We start from the raw sequence: 25,408 nt of genomic DNA, 5'->3' as shown, positions 1-25,408 counted from the left end.
GTGGCCAAGACTTATCCTGGAACCCAGACCATGCAAGAAGCCGTGATTCTATCAACCGCCCGTACCCCCATTGCCAAGGCTTTTCGAGGGGCTTTCAATCACCTGAAATCACCGAGCATGGCCGCCTTCGCGATAACCGCTGCCGTTGAAAGGGCCGGGGTCGATCCCGCAGAAATCGAGGACCTGGTCATGGGCACCGCAATGCCGGGAGGCACTGCGGGCTGGAACGTGGGGCGCATGAGCGCACTGGCGGCAGGTTTGCCCCATAGCGTCTGCGGCCAGACCATTGACCGTCAATGCGCTTCGGGTCTGATGGCGATTGCTACTGCGGCCAAGCACATTATCTACGACGGCATGCGCGTGACCATCGGCGCCGGTCAGGAAAATATCAGCGCCGTGCAGACACGCAATATGGAGTGGGCATTCGCCGAGCGTGACTTGCAAGTCGAGCGTTATGCCGCGCATGCATACATGCCGATGTTGCAGACCGCGGAGCATGTCGCCAAACGTTATGGCATCACCCGCGAGATGCAGGATGCCTATTCGTTGCAATCACAACAGCGGGTTGCGGCGGCGCAACAAAGCGGCGTATTCGAAGAGGAAATTATCTCAGTCAGTACAACCCGGGCGGTGACTGATAAAGCCAGCGGCGCGGTGAGTTATGAGTCGGTTACGCTCAATCTCGATGAGGGCAATCGCCCGGGTACCCGTCTTGAGGACCTGGCCAATCTGAAGCCGGTGATCGAGGGCGGCTGCATCACGGCGGGTAACGCCAGCCAACTGTCCGACGGAGCCAGTGCTTGCGTGCTGATGGACGCGCGTCTTGCGCAACAGCGAAATATCGAGCCCCTAGGGCTTTATCGCGGGATCGCCGTGGCGGGTTTGGCTCCTGAGGAAATGGGCATTGGTCCTGTTTTGGCGATTCCCAAACTGTTGAAGAAGCATGGTTTGAAAGTGGATGATATTGGCCTGTGGGAACTCAACGAAGCGTTCGCCTGCCAAGTCATTTACTGTCGCGACAAACTCGGCATTCCCAACGAGCGACTCAACGTCAATGGTGGTGCCATTGCGATTGGTCATCCCTACGGCATGAGCGGTGCCCGGATGGTCGGGCATGCCTTGCTGGAAGGTAAACGGCGCGGCGTGAAGTACGTCGTAGTGACGATGTGTGTGGGCGGTGGCATGGGTGCCGCTGGCCTGTTCGAGGTGCTTTGATGAATACGATTTTTTCTTTAGCGGGCAAAACCGTGCTGGTCACCGGTGCCTCCAGTGGCCTGGGCGAACACTTCGCCCGACTGGTGGCGAAGGCGGGCGGTCGGCTGGTGATTGCGGCGCGTCGCGTCGAGCGTCTTGAGACGCTGGCCACTGAACTGCAATGGCATGGGGCCGAGGTGCTACCCGTGGCGCTGGACGTCACCCAGCGTGACAGTGTTGAAAGTGCCTTCGATGCGGCTCAGGCCGCTTTTGGTTGTGTCGACGTGGTCATCAATAACGCCGGCGTCGGCGGAGCTGTTCGGGCGCTGGAGGTCAGCGAAGAAGAGTGGCGTGCAATGCTCGCGACCAACCTGGACGGTGTCTGGCGCGTGGCTCAATGCGCTGCGCAAAGACTGGCCAAAGCGGAGCGGGGTGGCAGCATCATCAATATCGCGTCAATTCTTGGCGAGCGTGTCGGCAACGGCCTGAGTCATTACTGCGCTGCCAAGGCCGGGGTCGTGCAGTTGACCAAGTCACTTGCCCTGGAACTTGCTCGTTACGACATTCGCGTCAATGCGATAGCCCCCGGTTACTTTAAAACCGAGATGAATGGTGACTACTTTGACACGGATAAAGGCCAGGCATATATCCGCGATACCGTGCCGATGCGTCGTTTGGGACGAGTTGAGGAGCTGGACGGGCCGGTGCTGTTGCTGGCCAGTGACGCTGGCAACTTCATGACCGGTTCAGTGTTGGCGGTCGATGGCGGACATCTGGTTAGTTCGCTGTAAGCGTCAATGTGATAACGCGCAGGGGCTCAGGCATCTGGTTTGATCTCTTGCGCGCTGTCTGTCACCCGCAGGTTTGAACCTTGCGTCAGCAGTACGGATACACCCGCCAGGAATCGCCCCGCAATTACCCCTTCGAGTGATCACCGGAAGTCTCTTCTTGGGAACTTCTTTGATCCGTTTTTTGAATTGTCCGCCCTTCAGCCTGTTACCACTGATTGAGAAAATTACCTGCAAGGCGCCGAAGGGAAGGTCTGTCTTTTCTCATCACTGGTTTCGCATCTTATAAGCTGCCGAAAGCAGATCAGGTGTTTAGCAACCAGTGCTCAGGAATGTTGAACGCGGTTTTTTTGGATTCTGCAAGCTGGATCTTTGCGGGGGGAGAGGGTAGTTGCTAGGACACCGCCCCATAAGGGGCGGTTGAAAGGAGGGGATTTAAAGGCTGACTTTCAGGCTGCCTGGCGTTGCTTCTAATGCTGGGCGGCTAAACTCTTTATCCACAAGATTGTAGCCACCTTTTTTCAGCGGCAGTGCAATAAGGCGCATCGCCAAGTAGTAAGCAATACCCGAAAGCACCAGGACTGGAATAGAAGCTCCGAAGTAACGGAAGCCTGGGCTCATTGCAGCAGTGACGGGATCATAAAGTTTTAGATAACCGTAGATTGCAATAAATGTGACCGCAACAGCGACCCAGTTGATGCCGTTCCAGAAAGTGTATTGGCTGTTCTTTGTGGCAAAGAGGCTGGCAGGGTCGAGTTTCTCGTTGCGCAGGAAGAAATAATCAACAAGTGTTATACCGGTGATGCCGACAAACATGACGCCATTGTAGGACAACCAACTCATTACCGATGCCAGCAGCCATTCTGTTTTAAATGCAAAGTAAAGCCCTGGCGCTAATATAAGGGCCAGTAACAGCCCCCAGTTGATTCGGGCAAATAGTTTGATCTGCTGAATCGACACGGCTGACAAGTAAATCATGACGACCATGGTGGCGATGTTCGCTGATAGAACAATCGTCATGATGATTGAACCAAGTACTTTGCCACCCACTGCAATCATCCACACCGTAGGGTCATAGGTCCCGGCACTGATGGCGGCCAACGCTGCAACGGTGGAGATGATCGCGGCACCAAGAATGCCGACCCCAATGACCGAAGGTCCGATCATGTGTTTTTTATGCTTGACCAGACGGGTCAAGCCGCCCATTACCGGCCACCAGGTCAGGGCATTGGCAACACCAAACTCGACTGCCAGGGAAAACCCCTGGATAGGGTCCTTGGTCAACATTTGATCCGCAGCTACCTGGCTATGCCAAAGCGTCGGCACGCCAAACTTATTGATGAGGATACCTAGCATTACTACGGTAATCACCATATGCAGCGGCCCAATGTAGCCATTGAGTCGCTCGAAAAGTTTCGGTCCCTTGAGGGCGATAGCCCACACCAGAACCAGCGCCGCCAACGCCACGCCGATGACGAGGTGTTCATGGGCGTTGCCGGTGATTTCTGAACCTGTCACCGTCGCCGCAATGTTGGCCGCGCCTCGGGCCGTCAAGGCTTGAACGACAAAGGTCCAGCCGACTAATGTCGCGAGCAGGCCAAACAATGGGATGATCGCGCCTCTATAGCCAAACGATGACTTGGCCGTGTCGATGACATCGGTTCCATATTTGTAACTGGGAACGCCAGAAGCCAATGTGACGACAGCCATCCCGATAATCAGCCCTACTACGTAGCCCATGACACCTAATCGCCAGTCTCCCACGTAGGGTAGATAGCCACCGATCAAGAAGGCCCAGGTAGCCGCGCTAAATGTGCAACAGGTCCAGAGGAATGAACCGTACGACTTATAAATCCGTTCTCCACTCAACACTGGCAATCTGCCTGCCAGCGCTTCCTGTTCTATCGAATGAGATGATTCAATTGATTTCATTTATTTGTACTCAAGAAATGATCAACAGTGTTGAAATCCAGAGAATCACACCCAGTGCAATCCAATAAACGGCTTCATTTATTGTTGATTTAGCAGACGACCAGCATTCGGAAGTGGAGTGTTCTCCATTGCACATCTCCTCCAGCTGCATCAGTAAGTCCTTATTCAAGCTTTCGCTTGTACTGATCATCCCTGAGCTCGGTTCTATATTAGCTTTGCTCATATCTATGCCCTCTGGATGCAGTCCGAAAACATGATCCGTTTTAGTCTTTTACTGTGAGTTGGGCAGGAATGGTTAGACATTACAGTAGCCTTCTTATTGTTAGATTAGCTCAACGGGCTGCCTGCAGGACTCGCGACGCACGCAAACAAAGTGCTTCGCTGAATTGAGGCTGCGCTGTGTTGAGACCGCTGCTTTTTCGAATTCGGCAATCATCGACTGCTCCCTTCGTTTACCTCATTACTGTGCTGTGTAAGCACCATCGACCGTCAGGAGCGATCCGGTCATCCACTGGGCGTCGTCGGAGGCCAGGAAGGTGACCGCTTTGGCCACGTCCTGGACGTTTCCGATTCGCGGCCAAGGCGTCAGGCTTTCCAAAATGGCTTTGATCTTCGGATCGTCCAGCTCCTGACGAACCATGGCGGTTGCCAGAAAACCCGGGCAGATGGCGTTGACGTTGATCTTCTCGGCAGCGAAATCCACCGCCAGCTGACGGGTCAGATTATTCACCGCGCCTTTGGAGGCACAGTAAGAAGGCTCCTGGGCCAGCCCTACCAGCCCGCCGATCGACGAGACATTGACGATACGTCCGCGAGTACCGTCGGCACGCGGTGGTTGCTTGAGCATCTGAGTGATCGCGAATTTACAGCCCAGCCAGACGCCTTTTGTGTTGACGTTCATAGTCAGGTCGTAATCTGCTTCGGTCTCCTCGACGATGGTCTTCAGCTCGATGCAGACTCCGGCGTTGTTGATCATCACATCGAGCCGACCAAAGTGTTCGACTGCCTGCTTCACGAGGTTCTCGACATCGGCGGATTTCGAGACGTCGGCTTTCACGTATACAGCCTGGCCTCCTTGCTTGCGGATCAAGGCGTCGGTGTCGATGTCCAGGTCGGCTTCAAAACCTTCCGGGCGTGCCTTTTGAACCAGATCCGAACACACGATCCGGGCCCCCTCTGCCGCCAAGGCCAGTGCAATGGCCCGGCCGTTGCCGGAGCTCGAACCGGTGACGATGGCTACTTGATCGATAAAACGCATGGAGTTGTCCTCATTACAGGGTTTCTGGGTGAGCAGGGTTGTTCGGTTCCGGGTGCTTTCGCCGGTTTGAAAAATGAAGCGCGTTGCAAGCAGCTTAAGGTGCGAGCGATGCGTCCAACAGGTGAATGGCGGCCATTCGAAATAGTGAAACTGGACACTTTTTCAGTACGCAGACCAGACATCTACGTCCACCTGTCAAGGCACTTGCTACTTGGAAATACCGGCACCCTGACGCTTGTTCGTGGAAGCGCTGGTTGCCGGGCTGACTCGCCCGGGTGTCGGATCGAGTCATGCAAGTTGAGTCGAGCCGAAGCTCAACCCGTTTATCAGAGACTGAAGGCGCTCACGCTGTGGGGGCTGCCGTAGTTTTTGCCATAGCTGAAACTCACTGGCTGTTCGTGTCCTCGATTGAGCACGCGGTACTCTCGAGGCGAGCGTCCGGTCCAGCGTTTGAAGGCGTGCCTGAAGTTGGCTGCATCGCTGTAGTTCAAATGCTCGGAAATCGCCTCGGTGGTCATGGGCGTGTTCAGCAGGTAGCGGATAGCGAGTTTTTTACGTACTTCGACCAACAATGCGTTGTAGGAAGTGCCGAGGGCGTCCAGACGGCGGCGCAATGTGCGCGGCGACAAATGCAGTCGGTCGGCGACGTCGGAAAGGGAGGGGATGCTGCTGCTCGAATTGAGCAGCAGGTTTTGTACCTGATAGCTCAAGTCGTACTTCTGGATTATTTCCTTGTGCTGCGCCTGGCAGACCAGTTTGCAGCTGCTATGGGTGATGCTGTTGGATTGGGGCAGTTTGCGCTCCAGCCATTCCTCGGCAAACACCAGGCGAGTCTCACTGCTGTTCAGCCGTACCGGAAGACCAAGAATCCGGCCAATTTCTTCTGCTTCGCTGGCGTTTCCGGTAAGGCTCAAGTCGATGTATTCGGGATTGAAGTCTTTGCCCAGAATGTCTTGCAGCAGCGTGAGCAGCTTGGACACTTCCAGGCACAGCCAGTACTTCCACTCCAGAGAGACGAGCCCATATTGATCAAAGAGTTTTAGCTCGGCGTGCCCTGCTTGGCGATGCAGGCTCAAGCCGAATTTAAGATTGATCAACACACCAAAGGTGCTGGCCGTTTCCAGAGCTTCCAGCAGTGTCGCACTGCTCAACATCGCAAAACCGACGATGCCATAGGAGGTCAGGTGCAAGCGCTGACCCACCGTCAGACTGAGCAGAGGGTTCTGTGCAGTTTGTACGAATGCGCTATGGATCAGTTCCTGTTGGTTCAGCGAGATTTTTGTCTGTGGGTTGTACAGGTCCTGGATCGAAAGCGACCCAGTCTTGACGCAGCTGCTGAGCGTGGTCTCGTCAAAACCGAGCAATCCCGCTGCGGCCAAAATTTCGGTCGTTGAAAATACCTTATCGTCCAAGGTGACAGGGGTTGCTTCATTGATGCTCATCGTACGGCCCTCGCAGGTGTTGCCAAGCAGGAAAGACTGGGGTGATGTCCGAGGTGTTGTGCCTGGAGATCACTTCAGTTCATTCATGTGTAAAACGCGGTCAGGGCAGGCCGGGGGCGTGAGCAGGAGATTGGCGTCGACAGGTGGCGCGCAATGTTTGCTCGGTAAACGAAGAGTCCATCATGGCCGGTGGTCATTTGTGAACGATGACCATTGTCCGTGTTGTGAGCTGTCATTCTCATCTTTTTATCTCCTGACCTAAGGCGCTGCGTACAGGCCCTGTTTTTGTTGATCTATGTAGGTAGGAATCGCTTTTATCTGACCTGGACTTCATTAGTAGGTCGTGTGACCTATTTAATTCGGTCGGACGACCTAAGTCAAGCGTGTTTCAAAAAATGCTGCGCCCTGATGACGAGCGGAAGGGGGATTATCGAAAAACTTGGCGCAGGCGTGTGCCAGAGCCATCAGGGCTCTGGTATGGCGCATCATGATTGCAGCCGGAGGGGGCGCAGGCATCAGAGGAGGGGACCGCGCTGCCGATAGTCGAGCAGCGACTGCTAGGTGGATTGCCTATGTCAAGCGCGGAACTGCTGAACCTTTCCGCTGAGTGTCTGGGCCAACTGATCAAGTTCCGAATTGATCTGAGCGGATTCGTTGCCGCTCACGCTCAAGGCTTGGGTCAGGTCTCGAATATTGTTCACGTTCAGATTAACTTCCTCGGCTACCGCGCTTTGCTCTTCAGTCGCGGTAGCGATTTGCAGGTTCATCTCGTTTATCTGGCCGATGGCATTGGTAATGTTTTGCAGCGACTCGACCACCTTACCCACTTCGACGACGCTGACCTGTGTCAACTCATGGCTGTCTTGCATCGCACCGACCACGGTATCGGTGTCCTCCAGCAACGATTCGATGACTTTCTGGCTTTCAATGACTGAGTCCTGAGTGCGCTTGGCCAGCGTCCTGACTTCGTCGGCGACGACGGCGAAACCTCGACCTGCTTCACCTGCCCGGGCAGCCTCGATGGCAGCGTTCAGAGCCAGAAGGTTGGTCTGCTCGGCAATGCTTCTGATGACCTCGAGCACACTGCTGATCTGGCTGCTGCTGGTGGCTAGGTTTTTGACCTGAGCCATGGTTCCGGTCATCCCCAGAGCCAGCTTGTCGATGGCCTGGGTTGCATGCTCAATAATGCGCCTGGCTTGTAACGCTGCCTTGTCGGTGTCTTGCGCCGCCTGCGCAGCGCAAGAGGTACTGCGTGCGACCTCTTGGGCCGTGGCGGCCATTTCGGTAGAGGCGGTGGCCACCTGATCGACTTCGCCAGCCTGTTGCTGAAGACGTTCATGTGACTGACTGGCGACGAGGGAGGCCTGAGCGGCCGCTTCTCGGGTTTTCTGGGCGGCGTCCTGGATGTCACGAACGATGGGCTGTAGTTTGTCCAGAAAACGGTTGAGCCAGCCAGTGAGTTCGCCCAGCTCATTTTTCTGTGCGTAGATAATGCGTTTGGTCAGATCACCCTCACCGATTGCGATCTCTCGAATCATGTCCGTAATGGATTTGAGCGGCCGGAACACTTTATGCGTGCTCAACGCGATGAGGGCCAAGCCTATGATCGCCAGCAGGGCACCGAGCCCCACAAGCCTGAACGTTGAATCATAGCGTTGGGTATCGAGTTGCGTGCCCAGAGTGTTGGCCGGTGCCATCAACACCTCCCATGGCACGTCTATCTTCACTGACCAAGGGGCCGCTCCAGGTAAGGGCTCGAAGGACGACAGCAGTTGAAAGGTGTCGCCATTCTGTTGGCTGCGGGTCGTTCCAGCCGTTTCTGCGGAATTGAATTGTTGCTGGCTGCCAAGTCCGACTGCGTCGGCCATTTTTCCGCTGGCTTGCTCATTCGAGCTATTGGCGGCGACCACGCCAGTGTTGCTGATAACGCTAACAGTTGCTTTACCAGCATAGAGCGATGCGGCCAATTCCTGGCTCTGTTTCTGGAGGTCGGTGATGTTGATGTCGATGGCAACAACGCCTATAAAACGGGCATTTTCAATCACGGGTACCGCCAAAGAAATCAACCGGACAGGGTTGCCGTCGAGTACGTCGGCGTAGGGTGAGGTGAGGCAGGGGGCCAATGTCTGTTTTACGCAGACATACCAATAGTTGTACGGAACTCCGCTGGCATCCGGGGTTGTTCTGTTGAACATTTCCTCTTCGAATATGCTCAACTCTGGGTGTCCAGGGCGGGTTTGTGACCAGTAGCTGGAATAGCGGCCTGTGGCATTGCCACCCAGTTCGGAATTGCCTTGGAAAGAGGCATCACCCGCTGCGAGGGCATTTGGCTCGAACGCAACGAAAATACCGAGTAGCTCGGGATGGGCTGCCAAACTAAGCCTGGTTTGCTGCAGGAGATTGCGGCGAGTATCGCTTTCGTTCGAAAGTCCTTCGGTAATCTGCCCACGCATATACAGAAACAGCCTGGACAGGTCGTTAGCCAGCAACAACGCATCATCGAACTTTTTCTTCACCAGCAGACGCTGAACTTCACCACTGCTCGTCAGCTGTCGACGCGCGGCCTCTTCGAGAGTTGCACTGCTGCGTTCGCGTATGAGGCGGTCTGCTTTGTTCGCTTCGTAGAGGTTGGTGCCGATCACCGCGCCCAGTGTCAGTGTCGAACACAGCCCGGTCAGGGCCACGATTTTGAATTTGATCGAGAGAGTACGTGGCATGTCGACGCAGCCTGATAGCGAGAGGAGAGAGGGGCGAGTCAAACGCCGGTCATGGTTCCAGAATGGCGCCGCAATCGGTGCCCAGATAGGTCAACGAACTGCTGAGTTTCTGGCACAGCGGTTTCAGGCGTTCGAAAGCCCGGCGTGGTCCGGAGCAACGGAGTTGCCAGGCGCTGTGGCTTGAGTCTGGCGCGGGGCTGTCGAGGCGGATTTCCAGGTAGTCGATATGCTCGCTACGAGCCCATTCGCCCATGGAACGTGCCGATGCGGCGGGGCGCGTGTGCGAAGTGTTGAAACTGATCAACGCTTTGCCGTGCAGGCCAAAGGTGGTTTCAGGACTGCACAGCCGTGCATTCATCAGGAGCTGATCCGGAAAACAGGCAATGACCACATCGCTGGCTTCGATGGCCTGCTCCAGGTTGCGCAGCAGTTTGACGCCATCGCAGGGCGCCACCAGATTGCACCGCAACGGATCGAGCCCTGCCACCTGGAAACCCTGGCCCGCCAGGATGCGTGCGATGTTGCTGCCAACAGTGTCCAGGCCGATGATTGCGATTCTGTGAGGCGTTGTAGTCATGTCAATTCTCCGTCAGTCGAAGAGGGCTATGTCAGGGATGCATGGCGCGGAACAGCGAAGCGATGTCTTGCTCGCCCATGCCTTTGTTCTGGGCCATGTTGCAGTAGGTAAGGAACGCATCGGTGGCCGCGAATGGGGCGTTGGCACTGCGCAAGGCATCGCGGACGATTTCCTGGCCGGCGACATGGACATCGACAGACGCCTGATCACCGCCGTAGTTATCGTCCTTGATGCGATCGCTGGCTGTTTTGATCCCGTCTGCCAGCATCTCGATCATGATCGGCGAAAGCTGCTCGAACGCCTGTGGCGTCACGCCGGCGCTGCTTGCCAGAACGGCACCTTCGAGCCAGGCGGCGAGAGCGCCGAAATAGAACGCATACAACGCAAGATAGGTCGGGGTGCAGGTGGTTGGGTCAGTCCCGAGGTATTTCGGGTTGCCAGCCAGCACGCGCAGCGTGGTTTCATGCTGGGTGTAGGCGGCGTGATTTCCGGAGTACAGGATGGCTGTGTTGAGCCCTCCAATGTCCTTCGGATAACACATGATTCCGCCGTCCAGATAAACGCCGTTGTGCCGTTCAACGAAACTGCAGATACGTTTCACATCGGCCACGGCGCCGGTACTGAGATTGACGATGGTGCGTCCCTGTAGATCCAGGGAATCGTGTAAGTCATGCAAAACAGCTTCAGCGGCCAACTTGTCTATCATGCAAATAATGATCAACCGACTGCTGGTGACTGCGTTTGCAACATCGATGGCAACCGTAGCGCCGACGCTTGCTAGTGCAACACAGCGCTTCGGGCTGCGGTTCCAAACCGTCACCGGATAACCGTTCTGTAGCAACGTCTTCGCAAGCGTGCTGCCCATTGCACCCATGCCTAGAATGCTGACGCTGTTGTCGACCGAGTTAGTCAAAGACATGGCAAGCCTCACAAAAAAAGCCTAAAACAGGCGATCCAACAGCAAACATATGCCGGGAAAAGGCCGTTACTTGAAAGCAATGAAGTCAGGCTCGAAAAAACCGTGGACAGTCTTGCCGAGCACTATCCACGGTTTGCGCGACAAGGCTTATTTCGGAGGATTCAGGCCGATGTAATCGGCGATCTCTTCGTAATTGACCTGCCACAGACCAGGCAGGCCATACAGGTCGGCGGTGAAGGAGCGGAATCCCAGGATTTGCTGCACGCGCGGTGTCAGTGTCCGGACCAGGTCCATGTTGACGACAAATGGATAGGCCTCTTCTGGCACGAGCCAACCCAGGTTGAAGGTGAAGGCCACGCCGCGGCGGTACTGATCGGCGGTAACGTTGGCGCCGCCGCCGTGGGCGATCTTTCCGGTAAAGAACAATGCATCGCCGGGTTCCAGGATCGCCGGTACGGTCTGATCATGGGTGCCCCGGTCGTTGTAGTCGGGCCAGTTCTGACTCCCCGGGATGATCCGGGTGGCACCGTTCTCTTCGGTAAACGGTGTGAGTGCAATCAGGAAGTTACAGATCACATCCGGGGCCTTAACGCCCATTTCCTTGAATGCCATGTAGTTCTCGAAATCGCGGTGTAGCGGTTGAGGCTTGTTACCTGGTCCAATCTCGATGACTTGAGCGGTGCCCATCCAGTATGTGTCACACCATGGACTGAGGATCGCATGGGCCAGTTGATGGACTTTGTCGTGATCGATGATTTCTTCACGGAAGGTCTTGCTGTGAGTTACCAGGTTGGTCAAACGTTTGGTTTGAGCACCGTGAAAATCCTGGGCCCCTTCATTGATCTTGGAGGAGCCGGCAGGAATCTTGTCCATTTCCGGTTGGATCTCGGTGTTGAATCGAGCGACTTGCTCTGCGTTCAACAAGCCCTTGATGATGACACCCGCGTCCTCGGCGAGGATCTTCAGAACCTCTTCTTTGGGAGTATCAATCGTGATTTCCTTGAAGACGTTTTTGCTTGTGCTGGCCATGGTCAAAACCTTTCGTCAGGCTGAATAGGGTGGGTGGATTGAAGGGGGCAGAAGCGGCTTTGCGCAGAGGAAAGCCCCAGGCTCATCGCGACCCTCAAGCGGGGTGGCTGTAATCGACTGGGGTGCCCAGCCAGCCATCCCAGCGTTTGGTCCAATAAAGGTTGTGCAGTGTTGTTGTCAGTTCGCCAGGGCCTGCTTTACCCCCGAGCACTTTGCCGTCGACGGAGTTGACCGGCATGATTCCTCCAGCGGTGGAGGTCAAGAAGGCTTCGTCGGCATTGCGCAGTTGCTCGACGTGAACTTTTTCGACATGAATCGGCATACCGATTTGTGCTGCCAGTTCAAGGGCGGTTTTTCGGGTAATACCTTCCAGGCAGCCGGAGTCGGGAGTGAACAGTTCCCCGTCCTTGATCAGGAAGATGTTTGAGCCGGGAGCTTCAGTCAGGTTGTCCTTGGCGTCACACAGCACCGACCAGTCGGACTTGTTCCGCCCGGCCTCGAACAGCGAAAGCTTGAGGTCCATCCAGTGGAAGTTCTTGGCGGTCGGGTCCACGGACTCGGGGGGGATACGAAGGTATTTTTGGCTGACCATCAGATCGATACCGCGAGTACGCTGTTCGTCCGGGCAGATAAATACATACGGCACTACGAAGGCGTAGAAGCGGCTTTCGTAGTTGTCCGGATTTTTGCGCCGTGCGCTGTCCTGCGGTTTGCCACGGGTGACCGCCCACCAGACGTAAGCTTCTTTGGTGCCCGCCTGTTTCACCAGTGTGGTGAGGATGTCGATGGTCTGAGTCTTGGTGTACGGGTTGCGCAAGTAGAACTTGGCACAGCCCTTTTCGAAGCGTTCCAGGTGATCTTCCAGACGAAACAGCCAGCCCTTGCTGACGCTGACTACGTCATAGACGGCGTCGGCCTGTGTGAAACCCAGATCGGACAAGGGAACGGTGGCGTGATCAAGATCGACGTAGATGCCGTTGGTGAAGGCCGACCCATAAGAGTACTTCGGATCGAAGGCGGCACGGGCGTGAGCCGGGTCATTCAGCATGATGTGTTGTGCTTGGATGATGCTCATTTTTGATATCTATCCACCGTTGAAGATGGGCTTTGCCGCCGCGTCCGCCGCTCGGTCATCTAGCCCGTGAGCTCATAGTAGAGGCGTCCCGACATCCTCCAACAGGTGAGCGGGGGCCAAAATTCAAATGCTCGACGGCCACAACTTTTGGCACTCGCCTTTGGTCGTTTCAACCTCTTTGAACAGTGGAAAGGTGTTGGTCCGCTCACGGATGTCACGATCAACCAAGGACTCTTTGTTGGCCACAAATCACCTTTTTCAATCATGCGGGCCTGCCTAGAGTTAGCCCGGCATCACGCTATGTGTCGCCGAGTTGTTCATTAGTCAGAAGGGATTGATATGGAAAAGTCCGACGTTACGTTCATTGGTTTGGGGCAAATGGGCGCTGCCCTGGTTCTGCCATTTCTTGAGGAGGGGTTGACTGCCACGGTGTGGAACAGATCGCCCGAAAAAAGCGTGGCCCTGGTGAAATCGGGCGCTCGTTTGGCGACCAGCTTCGAGCACGCCATTGCCGCCTCAGAGCTGATCATTGTCTGTTTGGCCGATTACGAAACCAGTGACGCGTTGTTCCATGTCGAGGCGATAAAGCCGCTACTCAAAGACAGAACGGTGGTGCAGTTCACCACGGGTAACGAAAGCGAAGCGCGTCTCGGCGCTCAGTGGGCCGAGCAATTCGGCGTTCGCTATCTGGACGGGGCAATCATGGATTACCCGACCCAGGTGGGTAAGCCTGAGTGCATGTTGCTGGTATCGGGTGAGTGCGACGTCTGGGACAACTGGGCGTCGAAACTCAAGCTGCTGGGAGGGCGTATGACCTATGTCGGCGAGAAGCCCGAGGCCGCCAATCTGCTCGACGGTGGGCTGTTGACCATTATGTACGGCAGCGCCTTCGGCCTGATGCAGAGTGCGGCGATGCTGGCTGCCGAGGGCGTCGATATCAAGACGCTGAAAGGCGCGCTGGATGTCTTCAAACCTGTCATTGAAGCCACCTGGCAACGTACGGTCGATCTGGTCGATAAACAAGACTACTCCGGTAATGAAGCGTCCGTTCATGTGCATGCGCTAGGTGTACGCTCTTTGCTCAAGCGCGCGAAACATGTAGGGGTGGAACATGGTCTGCTCGAGTTGTTTGCCGGCTATGTGGATGAGGCTGCAGCCAAAGGCTATGAGAAGGATGAATTGCCGGCGGTGTACGAAGTATTTCGACGCTGAAAGCCGTTTAGCGGCTGGCGATTTTTTATCAAGCTCCGATCGTTGATCGGAGCTTTTCTCGTTCAACCGGGTCAGGTTGCGTCAAGTGTGCCTCACGCTCGGAATACTCGATGATCGACTATTGCCTGCAATAGCGTGCAGACCAATGGGCATGCAGTCGATCTCTCGATTCTGCAAACGAAACGCCTTTGGGCCAGTGCCGGTCCAGCGCTTGAAGGCATGACGAAAATTTGCAGCGTCGCTATAGCTGAGTTTTTCGGAGATGGCTTCAGTCGTCATGGGGGTGTCAAGCAGATAACTGATGGCCAGCTTTCTGCGAACACCTTCAAGGATCTGGTTGTAAGAGGTCTTCCCCGCTTCCAGGCGCCGTCGTAATGTACGGGGAGACAGGTGCAGTTGGTCAGCGATTTCCGGGAGGGTTGGAATGCGGTGGGTCGATGACAGCAGGATCCTTTGCACTTGATAACACAGGTCATAACGTAGGCTGATTTCCCGAAGCTGGTGTTTGCACAGGGTTTTGCAGGTGTTATGGGTGATGCTGTGAGACTGTGGCAACGAGGTACCCAAATAGCGGGTGTCGAAACAGATGCTATTTTCCGGGCTGTTCAGAGTCACAGATGTTTGCAGCAAACCGCTGATGGATTCGGCATCCTGTTCGCTTCCACTGAAATTCAAAGTGACGCGGGCCGGTGAGAAATCCTGTCCCAGAATATCTCTGAGCAGCGTGAGCACTTTCGCGGTTTCCAGCAGCCCGCAGCAGTATTTGTCCGCGCCAAGTAAGGAGAGATGGTCGATCAAAGTAATTTTTGTCAGGCCATCCTGGTGCCCCAGGTGCAGCTGTTGTTTCAAGTTCATCAGCAAGGCGAAGTCATTGGCAATATTGATTGCCTCTTCCAGCGTTGCGCTGCTCAGCAGTGTAAATCCGACCATGCCGTAGGCGGTCAGGTGCAACTGCTGGCCGACCCGCAGCGCCAGCAATGGGTCCTTGATGGCGGAGCAGCAAGAGGAGAGGACCATGAAAAGCTGATTCAAGGAGACCCTGGTCGAAGGCTCATCCAGGGCCTGTTGTGTGAGCGCGGCGCTAGCAAGGCAATCTTCCACCGTATCTGGCCGATGTTTGGCGAGCGCGACCACGGCGAGGAGTTCGGCAGTCGAGAAAACCTTGTCGTCCAAGGTGATGGGTGACGTGTGTATTGAGACCATTTCACAACCCTCGTCGATTGATCGCGTGCAAACCCTGATCTGATTGGGTTCCATCAGTCAGGAGCCGATACGGATTACTCGGTTATGGCGGGCCGGGGAGGGTGATGATCACAGTTAAGAAAAATCGCTACAGACTGAACGCGGCGATTAATCGCTCTGATTGCTCGGTCGTGTTTGACGCAAAAATACGCATAGGTCGATTGACCTATAAAATACGGTCGATTGACCTATGTCAAGCGAAGGAACTAAAATTCGTTGCAATCTTTTCGGGTGGGCGACGTCAACCGGACGTTGCAGGGACTACCCTTGCGTCTGGACCGGGACCGAGCAAACTGGCATGTTCATGAAATTAATTTGAGTCTGGAGGGAGCGTCTAATGCCAACGGAAACTGCACGAGCCGAGTCGTTGTTTGAGAGAACGGCAAGTCCTCGCGAAAAAAAACGTGTTCAGCGTATCGAAGACATCATAGAAGTCGCCGCGAGCATTTTCGTCAGCGACGGCTATGCGCAGTTTTCCGCCCGCAAAGTGGCGAGCGAACTGGGCATCAGCTTGAGCAACCTCCAGCACTACTGCGGGACGACTGAAAACCTGCTGGCGTCGATGATCAGGGCCAAAATAGAGAGTTTTGTCACGCTTTTTCACGATATCGCCAGCAACACCGCTATGCCGCCTCAAGAGCGCTTTATGGCAATACTCGATGGAGACATGGCCGCCACGCTAGACCCGTGGATTGCTTCGTTTTCATTCCAGGTCTGGGCGTTGGCAGAACATGATGAGGTTGTAAATGCCTTGCTGAAGAGGATTTACGGTGATTTTTGCCAGACACTCAGCGAGTTGATTGTGGAAGTTAACCCTTCGATATCGCTCGAGAAAGCAAGGGTTCACGCGATCCTGATTGCCTCTCAAATCGAAGGCGTAATGTTTTACAACAAACAGATCGGAGCCGAGTCGGTGAGTTGGGACGCCCTGCTCAAGACCATGAAAACCTTGTGGTTGAAGACGATCCTCGAGGGGTGATTTTCAAGGTGTGGAGATCGGCCAGTTCCACGTGCATTATTGGTCATTTACCACCTGTTTGATGGCAAAGGCCAAGCCTACCCTTCCTCTCATGATTGTTATCGAGGGGGATCCACGTCATGGCAATGTCCACGGATCAAGAGATTGATCGGATGGCTACGATGCATTTCATCGCACTGGTCGACTCACTGATTTGTGAGACCGGACATGCAACTGAAGCGCTATTACAGGGAGTCGATCTCAAGGCTGAAGAGCTTCATCAGGGCTTGAAACTCATTACATCAGCCCAGGAATTCACGATTCTACGCAATGCCTTGCGTCTGACAGGCGACAGGCACCTTGGGCTTGTGCTGGGAAGTCGATGCAAGTTGGCGTCCTATGGGATTTTCGGATTCACGCTGCTTTCCAGTAGTAATCTCAGAGCCGCACTGGCCTTGTTGTTTGAATACCCATTACCTCTCGGCACGGGTTACGTCCTGAAATTGACCGAAGACAACGGCGTTGCGACGCTCCATATCAGTGACACCTTCGAGATAGAAGCTGAACTGCGTTTATTGGCCGTCGAGTTCTGTTCGATGGCATTGCAGAGGCTGATAAGCAACCTGCTCTGGAAAGACCTGCCATTGCTGGCCGTCAATATTCGCGGTGCTACGAGCGCCGACTGCACTACCTATCAAGCCCATTTCAAGTGCCCAGTGTCGATGGGGCCGGGATCGTCCTGTGCGCTAATGTTTGATGCTTGCTGGCTCGATCTGCCGTTGCCGTGGGCTCATCCGGCAGCGCACGGTGAAATGCAGAAGCAGTGCTCTGAATTGAAGTTCAGCCTTGAGGTTCCGCGTAATTTTCTGAGCAATGTCCGTTCAGCCATTTGCGCCCAATTCGACAAGTCTCCAACCCTGACGAACGTTGCCGACTCCGTGGACTGTTCGAGCAAAACATTACAACGTCATCTACGTGCCGCCGGTACTAGTTTCAATGAGGTGCTGGGCGAGCTGCGTTATGAACGTGCGCAGAAATTGCTGTTGCAGCAGGTGCCGGTGGCGCGGGTTGCCGAGCAACTCGGTTTCAGTGAATCGGCGGCCTTTCGCAGAGCCTTTCAACGCTGGAGTGGCTGCACGCCCTCCCAGTATCGATCTCGCGTTCGGCACTGATGTGTCGCTGCCAGGCTGGATCGATCTGTGTCTTGTTCGATCCCCTTTTTGACCCGTTTGCGCCTTTAGCCCTTTGCCACTAACTCAGACAATCCTTATCAAGTCGCCAGTGGTTGGTGCGTCAATTTTCACATCATGGCTATTGAGAAAGGGGCAGGTTATGAAAGTTTCGGTTCGCTATTTGGCTGCGGGCGTGGGGGCTTTGTACGCGGGTTCAAGTTTTGCTCTTGAGAGCTTCAATGTAGGTGATGTGCTTGTAGAACCCTCGGTGACGTTGGGCGCTGCCTATCTGAATCATCGCGATCAAGCGTTTGGTGGGCGCACGAGCAGCATCGGACTGGAAACCGATCGCAACTCCAGTCGATTTGAAGGCTTTGCACTGCCCGGGGTGAAACTCACTGGTCCGCAGACCGCCTACGGTACCGTATTCGGTGGGGTTTCAGCCGTCGGTGCAATGACCCGCGGTGGCAGCGATGCAGGCGGTTTCACTCACGATGATCCGGAGTCCATCGGTTTGGAAGCAGCCTACGTCGGCTGGAAAAGCGGTGACCTGTTGCCCGACCTTGGCAAAGATGCAATCAAGCTGAGTGCTGGTCGACAGAACTTCATGATAGGCGACGGCTTCCTGATCGGTGATGGTAATACGGACCAGGGTAAAGACGCCGCAGCCTGGATTGGGCCGCGCACCGCTTTCAAACAGACGTTCATCGCTCAACTCGATACCGGCAAGATTCATGCTGACCTGTTTGATCTGATCGCAACTTCTGATCTGGACTATGCCAATTACAAAGAAAACCTGCGTATGCGCGGCGGCAATCTCGAATGGCGAGATACTCTGGGGACACTTGGTGCGACTTACTACCATACCCTGGACGCCGATAACCCCTTGCGGGATGGGGTCGATGTCTATGACGTGAGGGCGAAGGGCACGCCAATCGCGGCGCTTCCTCAGGTGGGCATGGCGGGTGAATACGTGTGGCAGAAGGGCGGTGATGGAGACAAATCGGCTCACGGTTGGTACGCGCAACTGAGCTATGCCTTCACCGACGTGCAATGGAAGCCGACCTTGACCTATCGCCGCACTCAATACTCCGATGATTACGATCCGATGACTTATGGTTACGGCGGCGAATACGGTACCTGGTACCAAGGCGAGATTGTCGGTGAGTACATGCTCTTCAACAGCAATGTGAATATCGATTTGCTCAAACTGGCTATCCAGCCAAGGGAAAATGTCACGGTTGGTTTGATGGGCTATCGCTTTCGCCTGGATAAAGCACCGACCGGGATCGACAGCCGTGACTTCGGGAAGGAAGTGGATTTGTACGTGAATTGGACAGCTACGCCATCACTTACAGTTAGCGCACTGTATGGCGTTGCCTTGCCGGGAGATGCCGCGAAGCAGTCATTCGGTGCCAACGATACTTCGCACCTCTTTCAAACCTTGGTGACCTGGAGTTTTTAAACTCATTTGTTTATCGCGCTGCAGTCCGAGTTTCAAAAAAACACGAACCATATAAGTAGATTTTGCGAAGGGGTTGAGTGATCGCTTTGCCGAAAGATCGTGCGTCATTACTAATAGTGGATGGATTGAAATTATGAAAAAAACGACTCGTTTTTTTGCTTCCCTTGCGGTTGTTTCTTCGCTTGCAGTGGGCGTGGCCTTCGCCGAAGGAACAACAGTTGACGTAAAAACACCCTTGCCAGGAACGACGGCAGTTACCAAGTCGGGTGGCTTCGAAAATAACAATGTCAATGCACTTCTGTGGCTTCAGCAGTCGGCGGAGGCACGAGCACTGTTCTATCAGGCCTTCAATTTAGGTGGAATGATCCTGGATAAGGCGCTGGTGGATAAAAGCTATAAGAAAAAGCCGGCAATCGTGATAGACATTGATGAAACCATTCTGGAAAACGGCCCTTATCTGGCGTTGCTAGCGCTTGATGGAACGGATGATTACCCATTCTGGGACGAATGGGCCGATGTTGCGGATGCAGCCGCAACGCCGGGTTCTGTTGAGTTTCTCAATGGCGTAGCCAAAAAAGGTGTGGATATATTCTACGTGTCCAACCGTTATCTGGAGAACGTTCCGGGAACCCTGAAAAACCTTAAAAAACTCGGGTTTCCTCAGGTCGAGGAAAGTCATTTGCTGTTCATGGATAGAAACGGCAGTTCGACCAAAGAGCCGCGCAGACAGAAAGTTTTACAGACGCACGATATCGTTCTGTTGATGGGCGATAACCTGATCGATCTTTCTAAAGCCTTCGAAATGCCGACCAGCGAAGAAAGAAACAAAAAAGTTGACGAGTTGAAAGATCAATTCGGAAAACGCTTCGTAGTACTGCCAAACCCGACCTACGGCTTCTGGCTTGACCATCTGCAAGAAGGGTATGGGAAGATGAATGCCGAACAAAAGCGCGAGGCAAGACTTCATGCGCTTGAGTACTGGAAAACCGATCTCCTAAAAGTTTCTCGCTAACCCTAAATCATCAAGTGCGCGCCGGAATAGGCGCGCGGCTTGGCGGTGCTCTTTGTTGACAACTACAGCGTATGAATGAGCAGAGCCATCTATAAGGTCAACGAGTTGAGGTGGATAAAATGACACACAAGGTACAGTCTTTTAAGCAGGGGCTTATTGCGCTGGCAGTTACCATCGCCGTGCCAGAATTGGTAGAAGCCGATGAACGTGCGAACACTTCATCTGCCACAAAAGGTTTTATCGGTGATAGTAGTTTTGAGCTGCTTTTGCGTAACTACTATTTCGGCCAGAACAATACACGAGGGGCAAAAGACAAAAAGGATTGGACGCAGGGATTTTTGGCCAACTACAAATCAGGATTCACCGAAGGGCCGATTGGATTCGGCTTCGATGCCTTTGGCTATTTGGGGGTGAAGCTCGATGGCGGAGGTGGGACCACACGTACCGGTAACCTGCCGATAGGGCGTGATGGAAAACCGGAAGATGACTACGGCCATGCCGGCGGGGTATTGAAAGCCCAGGCTTCAAAAACCTTATTGAAGTGGGGGCAGATGCAGACAACTGCTCCGGTCTTTGCGGCAGGCGGAAGCCGCCTCATGCCACAGATGGCGACAGGTTTTAATCTGCTCAGCAAGGAGATTGAAGGGCTGGATCTTGAGGCGGGACATTTCACCGCGGGATACGGGCCGACGACGACCAGTTCCAAAGGCGAGTTGTTTGCTTACTACGCCAACAAGACGACGCCCAGCGTCGATTTCGCCGGTACCAAGTACAAGATAAATGACGTGCTGTCCGCCTCGCTGTACGGTTCCCAGTTCAAAGATATCTGGAATCAGTATTACGCAGACCTGAACTACCGTCAGCCGCTGTCTGATGGACAGACGTTGGCGGCGAGCTTCAACATCTACAGGACGTTGGACGAAGGAAAAGCCGAAGCAGGGGACATCAACAATACATCTTGGTCCCTGTATACCGGTTATACATTTCTTACCGCCCATACGCTCTCTCTGGCCTATCAGAGCGTGCGAGGGGATACGCCGTTCGACTATGTTGCTTTCGGGGATAACGGGGCGGGCGCGTATGGCGACTCGATTCTCCTGGCCAACTCTGTCCAGTACTCTGACTTCAATGGCCCCGGAGAAAAGTCCTGGCAGGCACGTTATGATTTGAAATTCGATACCTACGGCGTTCCGGGTCTGAGCCTGATGGCGCGCTATATCAATGGCAGAGGCATTGATGGGACGAAGATGGATGAGGACAGCCCTTATCAAGTCTACGGTTACGGTAAGGATGATCGAGAGCGTGAAACCAACGTCGAGCTCAGGTATACAAAGCAATTCGGTCCAGCCAAGGTGCTGTTGCGTGCCCGCCAGGCCTGGCACCGCGGGGATGCCGAGGGAGCAAAAGTCGATCGCAGTGAAGTCCGCTTGATTGTCGACTACCCCATCAAGTTTTTGTAGGTTCCGGTTTTTTCGATTCGTTGGTTTCAGGGCCGGGGTGTCTTACGACTCCCCGGTTTTTTTGCGCTTGTAATGCCCTTTGGGGCGCAATGAATGGCACAAAAAAAAGGCGTCCAGAGGACGCCATAAAATCACCTGAACCAAGGGCATTGCCAGGTGAACCCGAACGAAATGGTGGAGCGTTGGTAAGGCGCAAATTTCGTCGGGTCTCGCAGGAGAGCGAGTGGAGCTACTTTAAAACTAACCGTGATTTTCTAAAGGTGCACCGTGGCCAATGGTCGGTGATGGATGGCCAGTTTGTTGTGTATCGACATCTCATCCTTATTTGATGCAGTGGCGTAATGAGAGAAACACGTTGATTCCAGTTCCCCCCGAAGGCGTTTGAGCTGGCCGGATGATCCATGCATTTTGGCCGCCACGCACCTGTGAGGCAGTAGCCACCATCCCGATACTTTGAACAGCTATCCGGTTCGCCAGTCGAGACCGGTCAGTTCATTTATCGACACAGGGGCCTGACAGATGCGCACCGATATAAGCTTTAAAACAACCGACGGTTTGACCTTGAAAGGGTGGCTGTTTACACCGGGGGACAATTTCAAGGCGCCTTATCCAACGATTGTCATGGCCCATGGTTTTACGGCGGTAAAAGAACAATATCTGGATAAATACGGCGAGGCCTTTTCCCGTGAAGGCTTTGCTGTGTTGATCTATGACAACCGCAATTTCGGTGCAAGCGAAGGCCAGCCACGTCAGGAGGCCGATCCGCTGCTTCAGGTTCGTGATTACCGCGATGCAATCAGTCACGCCAGCACGCTCGACGTCGTCGATGCGCAGCGTATTGGCATTTGGGGCTCAAGCTACAGCGGTGGCCACGTACTGCAAGTTGCAGCGTTTGATCGTCGGGTTAAATGCGTCGCCTCACAGGTGCCAGCCATCAGCGGTTCCATGGACGTACGTTTCGCTATTCGTCCCGACCTGCTCCCAGGTGTGATCGACTACTTTGAGCAAGATCGCGCCGCTCGTTATGCCGGTGAGCCGCCGATTGTCATGGAAGTGGTGAATGAAGATCCGAAAAGTGATTGCGCCTTGCCAGGCCAGGACTCGTACGACTACTTCATGGATAGCCACCGCGCCGTTGCCCCAAGCTGGCGCAACGAGGTCACCCTCAAAAGCATCGAACTGTTGAACGAGTACGAACCGGCTTACGCAATCGACCGCATCAGCCCAACCCCACTGCTGATGATTGTGGCGAAAAAGGACACCGTTACCGTTCCGGATCTGGCACTGAAAGCCTACGAGCGAGCGTTGCAGCCCAAGCAGTTGATGCTGCTCGACTGCGGGCATTTCGATCCCTACTTGAGTGAATTCCCTGCCTCAAGCTCGACCGCGATTGAGTGGTTCAAACAGCACCTCTGACTTCACGCGATGAGTGTTCACCTGTTGCACTTTCGAAGGCAATGGGTGAGGAACTCTAACGGGTCATACCACCGGGCATGTTGCTGGATTGTGAATAGACCTGAGGTTACGACTTCAGGGTGAACAGTGCATTTGGGGTAATCGTATTGACTCACCGTATCGTTATCGTCGGCGGCGGCGCTGGCGGGTTGGAATTGGCAACTCGCCTGGGTAAAACCTTGGGTAAATCGAACAAGGCCCACATTACGTTAGTGGATGCCAACCTTACCCATATCTGGAAACCGCTGTTGCACGAAGTCGCCGCGGGTTCTCTGAATCCTTCGGTTGATGAACTCAACTATGTGGCCCAGGCCAAGTGGAATTACTTTCACTTCCAATACGGGAGGATGAGCGGACTCTGCCGTGAAGACAAAAAGATTCGATTGGCGACCAGCATCGATGGAACCGGCGAGCCCATCAGTGACGAGCGCGAAATAGCATACGACACGCTGGTATTGGCGGTTGGCAGTCAAAGCAACGACTTCGGTACAAAAGGGGTCCAGGAACATTGTCTTTTCCTGGACAGTCGCGCTCAGGCTGAGAGGCTGCACAGAGCGCTGCTGAGTCGTTATTTGAGTGGGCATGCCTCCAACGCGGCACAGCCTTTGCGCATCGCCGTTGTAGGCGCCGGCGCGACAGGTATTGAGCTGTGTGCCGAGCTGCACCACGCCGTACGCTTGATGCAAGGTTATGGCGTGAGAAAGGCCTGCCCGGAAGACCTGTGCATTACCTTAATCGAAGCGGGGCCGCGAGTTTTACCGGTGCTGCCGGAACGCATCAGCCAGGCTGTTCATCGCGAGCTGCACAAGCTCGGCGTGGAAGTGTTGAGAAACTCTGCGGTCAATGAAGTGACTGACGACGGATTAACGATCTGTGGTGACGAGTTTATTCAGGCCGATATCCGGATCTGGGCAGCGGGGATTCGTGCGCCGGCCTTTTTGCAAGATATTGATGGTCTCGAAACCAACCGGATCCATCAATTGATGGTGCAAGGCACGTTGCAGACTACCCGCGATGAGTCGATTTTCGCGCTGGGCGATTGTGCCGCGTGCCCGATCCCGGAGACTGAAGGCCGTACTGTACCGCCGCGCGCGCAGGCCGCTCACCAGCAAGCACAGTTGATGGCACGAAACATAGCCTTGCGCATCGCGGGCAAGTCCCTGCGGGAGTTTCATTATAAAGACTACGGGACACTGATTTCTCTGGCTTCGTTTAGCGCAGTAGGCACCTTGATGGGCAACTTGACCGGCAGCCGATTTGTTGAGGGTTTGCTGGCCAGGGCGTTTTACCTTTCCCTGTATCGCATGCACCAGGCTTCGTTGTATGGCGTGCGAAAGGTGATCTTCATGATGATCGCGGACCTGCTGCAACGGAAGGTTCGGCCGCGCTTGCGTCTGCATTGATAAAAATCCCCTCGTCAGAGGGGATGTGAACTTCAGACCGAGTAGCGGGAAAGGGTTTCACCGCCGTCGATGCGCACCAGTGCGCCATGGATGTAACTTGAGCGCTCGGAGGCGAGGAACACCGCTAGATCGGCAACATCGTCGATTTCCCCCCAACGCTTGAGTGGAATCGTTTCACTGAAGTCATCGACATAGCCGGGCTGCTCCATCAAGGCGCGAGTCAGGGCGGTTTTGGCATACGTCGGACAGATACCATTCACGCGAATGCCTTCGTGACCATATTCGATGGCCAGGCAACGCGTCAGGTTGGCCTGGGCGCCCTTGGAAACGTTGTACACAGATTGCCATGGGTGACCCTGCAGGCCTGCGGTGGACACCAGGTTGATGATGTTGCCGCCCCCGCCTTGGTGCAGGAATGCCCTGACTGCGGCTTGGGAACCGAAGAAAGTGCCTTTCACGTTGACGTTCAGGCACAGATCCAGTTCTGCCTCAGAGAACTCATGAATCAGTTTGCCGTCGCGATAAACGCCGGCATTGTTGATCATGATGTCGATTCGCCCGAACGTCCGGGTGGCTGCCTCGACGAGTGCCGTCAAGTCGCTGCTTCGGGTCACGTCGCAATGTTGGAACAGCGCTTGGCCACCACGTTGAGTAATCAGCTCGGCGGTTGTCAGCTCAGGTCGCTCGTCGAAGCCGCCAGGATTGCTCGCCTCGCTGATGTCGCCGATCACCAGGTGAGCGCCTTCCTCGGCCAGTTTCAATGCGATGCCTCGACCGAGCCCCGTGCTCGCGCCGGTGATCACTGCGACTTTTCCAGCCAGTTTCATATCCATTCAAGGGTCCCTTGTAGTTGTGAGTTCATGGGCTACGCCTGCGCGTTACCGGTGAACTCAGCGTAGGGCGACCTTGACGATGACGAACAGGTGAACGAGGGCCAATTTTCCGCTGCTCAATGGCCATGTCCTGAGCGGACGTAGCGCAAGGCGTCAGTGGTCGAGCGTTCGCCTTGAACACCGTGATGACGTGTCGCCTACGATCCCCTTTTTGACCCCTTTGCGCCTTTAAACCCGGCGACCTTTGCCCGGAGAATCAATGGCA

At 54.7% G+C, this 25,408-nt stretch carries 19 protein-coding genes and 2 pseudogenes; 10 read left to right on the top strand and 11 right to left on the bottom strand.

Features of this window, described 5'->3' with window-relative positions; all coding sequences use genetic code 11:
• Window positions 1–30 precede the first annotated feature (30 nt).
• Both HKK53_RS04235 and HKK53_RS04230 read left to right on the top strand, forming a co-directional pair.
• Window positions 31–1,215 (top strand): acetyl-CoA C-acyltransferase, encoded by a 1,185-nt coding sequence (locus HKK53_RS04235; RefSeq protein WP_169369676.1) that lies wholly within the window; start codon window positions 31–33, stop codon window positions 1,213–1,215.
• Window positions 1,215–1,985: an SDR family NAD(P)-dependent oxidoreductase gene (locus HKK53_RS04230; protein ID WP_169369675.1), complete on the top strand. Its 771-nt coding sequence runs from the start codon at window positions 1,215–1,217 to the stop codon at window positions 1,983–1,985. The genes HKK53_RS04235 and HKK53_RS04230 overlap by 1 nt, the downstream gene beginning before the upstream one ends.
• Before the next feature lie 432 nt (window positions 1,986–2,417).
• On the opposite strand, the gene HKK53_RS04225 is transcribed toward HKK53_RS04230, so the two are convergent.
• The 9 genes and pseudogenes from HKK53_RS04225 to HKK53_RS04190 form a co-directional block, all read right to left on the bottom strand.
• Window positions 2,418–3,914 carry a cytosine permease gene (locus tag HKK53_RS04225; RefSeq protein ID WP_169369674.1) on the bottom strand — a complete coding sequence of 499 codons (1,497 nt, stop codon included), beginning with the start codon at window positions 3,912–3,914 and terminating at the stop codon, window positions 2,418–2,420.
• Window positions 3,915–4,374: 460 nt separating this feature from the next.
• On the bottom strand, window positions 4,375–5,172 hold the full coding sequence (locus HKK53_RS04220; protein ID WP_169369673.1) for an SDR family NAD(P)-dependent oxidoreductase: 798 nt from the start codon (window positions 5,170–5,172) through the stop codon (window positions 4,375–4,377).
• A gap of 326 nt (window positions 5,173–5,498) precedes the next feature.
• Entirely contained in the window at window positions 5,499–6,551 is a 1,053-nt protein-coding gene (locus tag HKK53_RS04215; RefSeq protein ID WP_169369672.1) for an AraC family transcriptional regulator, read from the bottom strand.
• 638 nt (window positions 6,552–7,189) lie between these two features.
• Window positions 7,190–7,705, bottom strand: a pseudogene (locus tag HKK53_RS32945) (methyl-accepting chemotaxis protein); the annotation flags it as partial.
• A gap of 342 nt (window positions 7,706–8,047) precedes the next feature.
• Window positions 8,048–8,809: pseudogene (locus HKK53_RS32940) on the bottom strand (PDC sensor domain-containing protein); the annotation flags it as partial.
• A 571-nt stretch (window positions 8,810–9,380) separates the two neighbouring features.
• Complete coding sequence (locus HKK53_RS04205) at window positions 9,381–9,908, bottom strand: NAD(P)-binding domain-containing protein (protein ID WP_169369670.1); 528 nt, start codon at window positions 9,906–9,908, stop codon at window positions 9,381–9,383.
• Window positions 9,909–9,939: 31 nt separating this feature from the next.
• Complete coding sequence (locus tag HKK53_RS04200) at window positions 9,940–10,827, bottom strand: NAD(P)-dependent oxidoreductase (RefSeq protein WP_169369669.1); 888 nt, start codon at window positions 10,825–10,827, stop codon at window positions 9,940–9,942.
• A 147-nt stretch (window positions 10,828–10,974) separates the two neighbouring features.
• The gene (locus HKK53_RS04195) at window positions 10,975–11,856 is read right to left on the bottom strand and encodes a phytanoyl-CoA dioxygenase family protein (RefSeq protein WP_169369668.1); all 882 of its coding nucleotides are present in this window, start codon (window positions 11,854–11,856) and stop codon (window positions 10,975–10,977) included.
• A gap of 94 nt (window positions 11,857–11,950) precedes the next feature.
• Window positions 11,951–12,931 (bottom strand): aminotransferase class IV, encoded by a 981-nt coding sequence (locus HKK53_RS04190; RefSeq protein ID WP_169369667.1) that lies wholly within the window; start codon window positions 12,929–12,931, stop codon window positions 11,951–11,953.
• A gap of 339 nt (window positions 12,932–13,270) precedes the next feature.
• Here HKK53_RS04190 and HKK53_RS04185 point away from each other — a divergent pair, with 339 nt between their 5' ends.
• The gene (locus HKK53_RS04185; RefSeq protein WP_169369666.1) at window positions 13,271–14,143 is read left to right on the top strand and encodes an NAD(P)-dependent oxidoreductase; all 873 of its coding nucleotides are present in this window, start codon (window positions 13,271–13,273) and stop codon (window positions 14,141–14,143) included.
• Between the two features lie 81 nt (window positions 14,144–14,224).
• Here the strand turns inward: HKK53_RS04185 and HKK53_RS04180 are convergent, their stop codons facing one another.
• The gene (locus HKK53_RS04180; RefSeq protein WP_169369665.1) at window positions 14,225–15,400 is read right to left on the bottom strand and encodes an AraC family transcriptional regulator; all 1,176 of its coding nucleotides are present in this window, start codon (window positions 15,398–15,400) and stop codon (window positions 14,225–14,227) included.
• Window positions 15,401–15,722: 322 nt separating this feature from the next.
• Here HKK53_RS04180 and HKK53_RS04175 point away from each other — a divergent pair, with 322 nt between their 5' ends.
• The 7 genes from HKK53_RS04175 (at window position 15,723) to HKK53_RS04145 (ending at window position 24,310) form a co-directional block, all read left to right on the top strand.
• Window positions 15,723–16,364, top strand: a complete 642-nt coding sequence (locus HKK53_RS04175) for a TetR/AcrR family transcriptional regulator (RefSeq protein WP_169369664.1) — start codon at window positions 15,723–15,725, stop codon at window positions 16,362–16,364.
• Window positions 16,365–16,483: 119 nt separating this feature from the next.
• The gene (locus HKK53_RS04170) at window positions 16,484–17,515 is read left to right on the top strand and encodes an AraC family transcriptional regulator (protein WP_169369663.1); all 1,032 of its coding nucleotides are present in this window, start codon (window positions 16,484–16,486) and stop codon (window positions 17,513–17,515) included.
• A gap of 160 nt (window positions 17,516–17,675) precedes the next feature.
• The gene (locus HKK53_RS04165) at window positions 17,676–18,980 is read left to right on the top strand and encodes an alginate export family protein (protein ID WP_169369662.1); all 1,305 of its coding nucleotides are present in this window, start codon (window positions 17,676–17,678) and stop codon (window positions 18,978–18,980) included.
• A gap of 133 nt (window positions 18,981–19,113) precedes the next feature.
• Window positions 19,114–19,992: a 5'-nucleotidase, lipoprotein e(P4) family gene (locus HKK53_RS04160; RefSeq protein WP_169369661.1), complete on the top strand. Its 879-nt coding sequence runs from the start codon at window positions 19,114–19,116 to the stop codon at window positions 19,990–19,992.
• Between the two features lie 119 nt (window positions 19,993–20,111).
• A complete protein-coding gene (locus HKK53_RS04155; RefSeq protein ID WP_169369660.1) occupies window positions 20,112–21,452 on the top strand; it encodes an OprD family porin in 1,341 nt (446 codons plus the stop codon).
• A gap of 519 nt (window positions 21,453–21,971) precedes the next feature.
• Window positions 21,972–22,868: an alpha/beta hydrolase gene (locus HKK53_RS04150; protein WP_169369659.1), complete on the top strand. Its 897-nt coding sequence runs from the start codon at window positions 21,972–21,974 to the stop codon at window positions 22,866–22,868.
• 146 nt (window positions 22,869–23,014) lie between these two features.
• Entirely contained in the window at window positions 23,015–24,310 is a 1,296-nt protein-coding gene (locus HKK53_RS04145) for an NAD(P)/FAD-dependent oxidoreductase (protein ID WP_169369658.1), read from the top strand.
• A gap of 32 nt (window positions 24,311–24,342) precedes the next feature.
• Here HKK53_RS04145 and HKK53_RS04140 read toward each other — a convergent pair whose 3' ends face one another.
• Entirely contained in the window at window positions 24,343–25,143 is an 801-nt protein-coding gene (locus HKK53_RS04140) for an SDR family NAD(P)-dependent oxidoreductase (protein ID WP_169369657.1), read from the bottom strand.
• Window positions 25,144–25,408 lie beyond the last annotated feature (265 nt).

It is taken from the genome of Pseudomonas sp. ADAK7 (assembly GCF_012935675.1).
In the GTDB taxonomy this organism is placed as follows: Bacteria; Pseudomonadota; Gammaproteobacteria; order Pseudomonadales; family Pseudomonadaceae; genus Aquipseudomonas.
The sequence above is the reverse complement of the archived record's forward strand: the minus strand, read 5'-3'. Positions and strand labels throughout refer to the sequence as shown.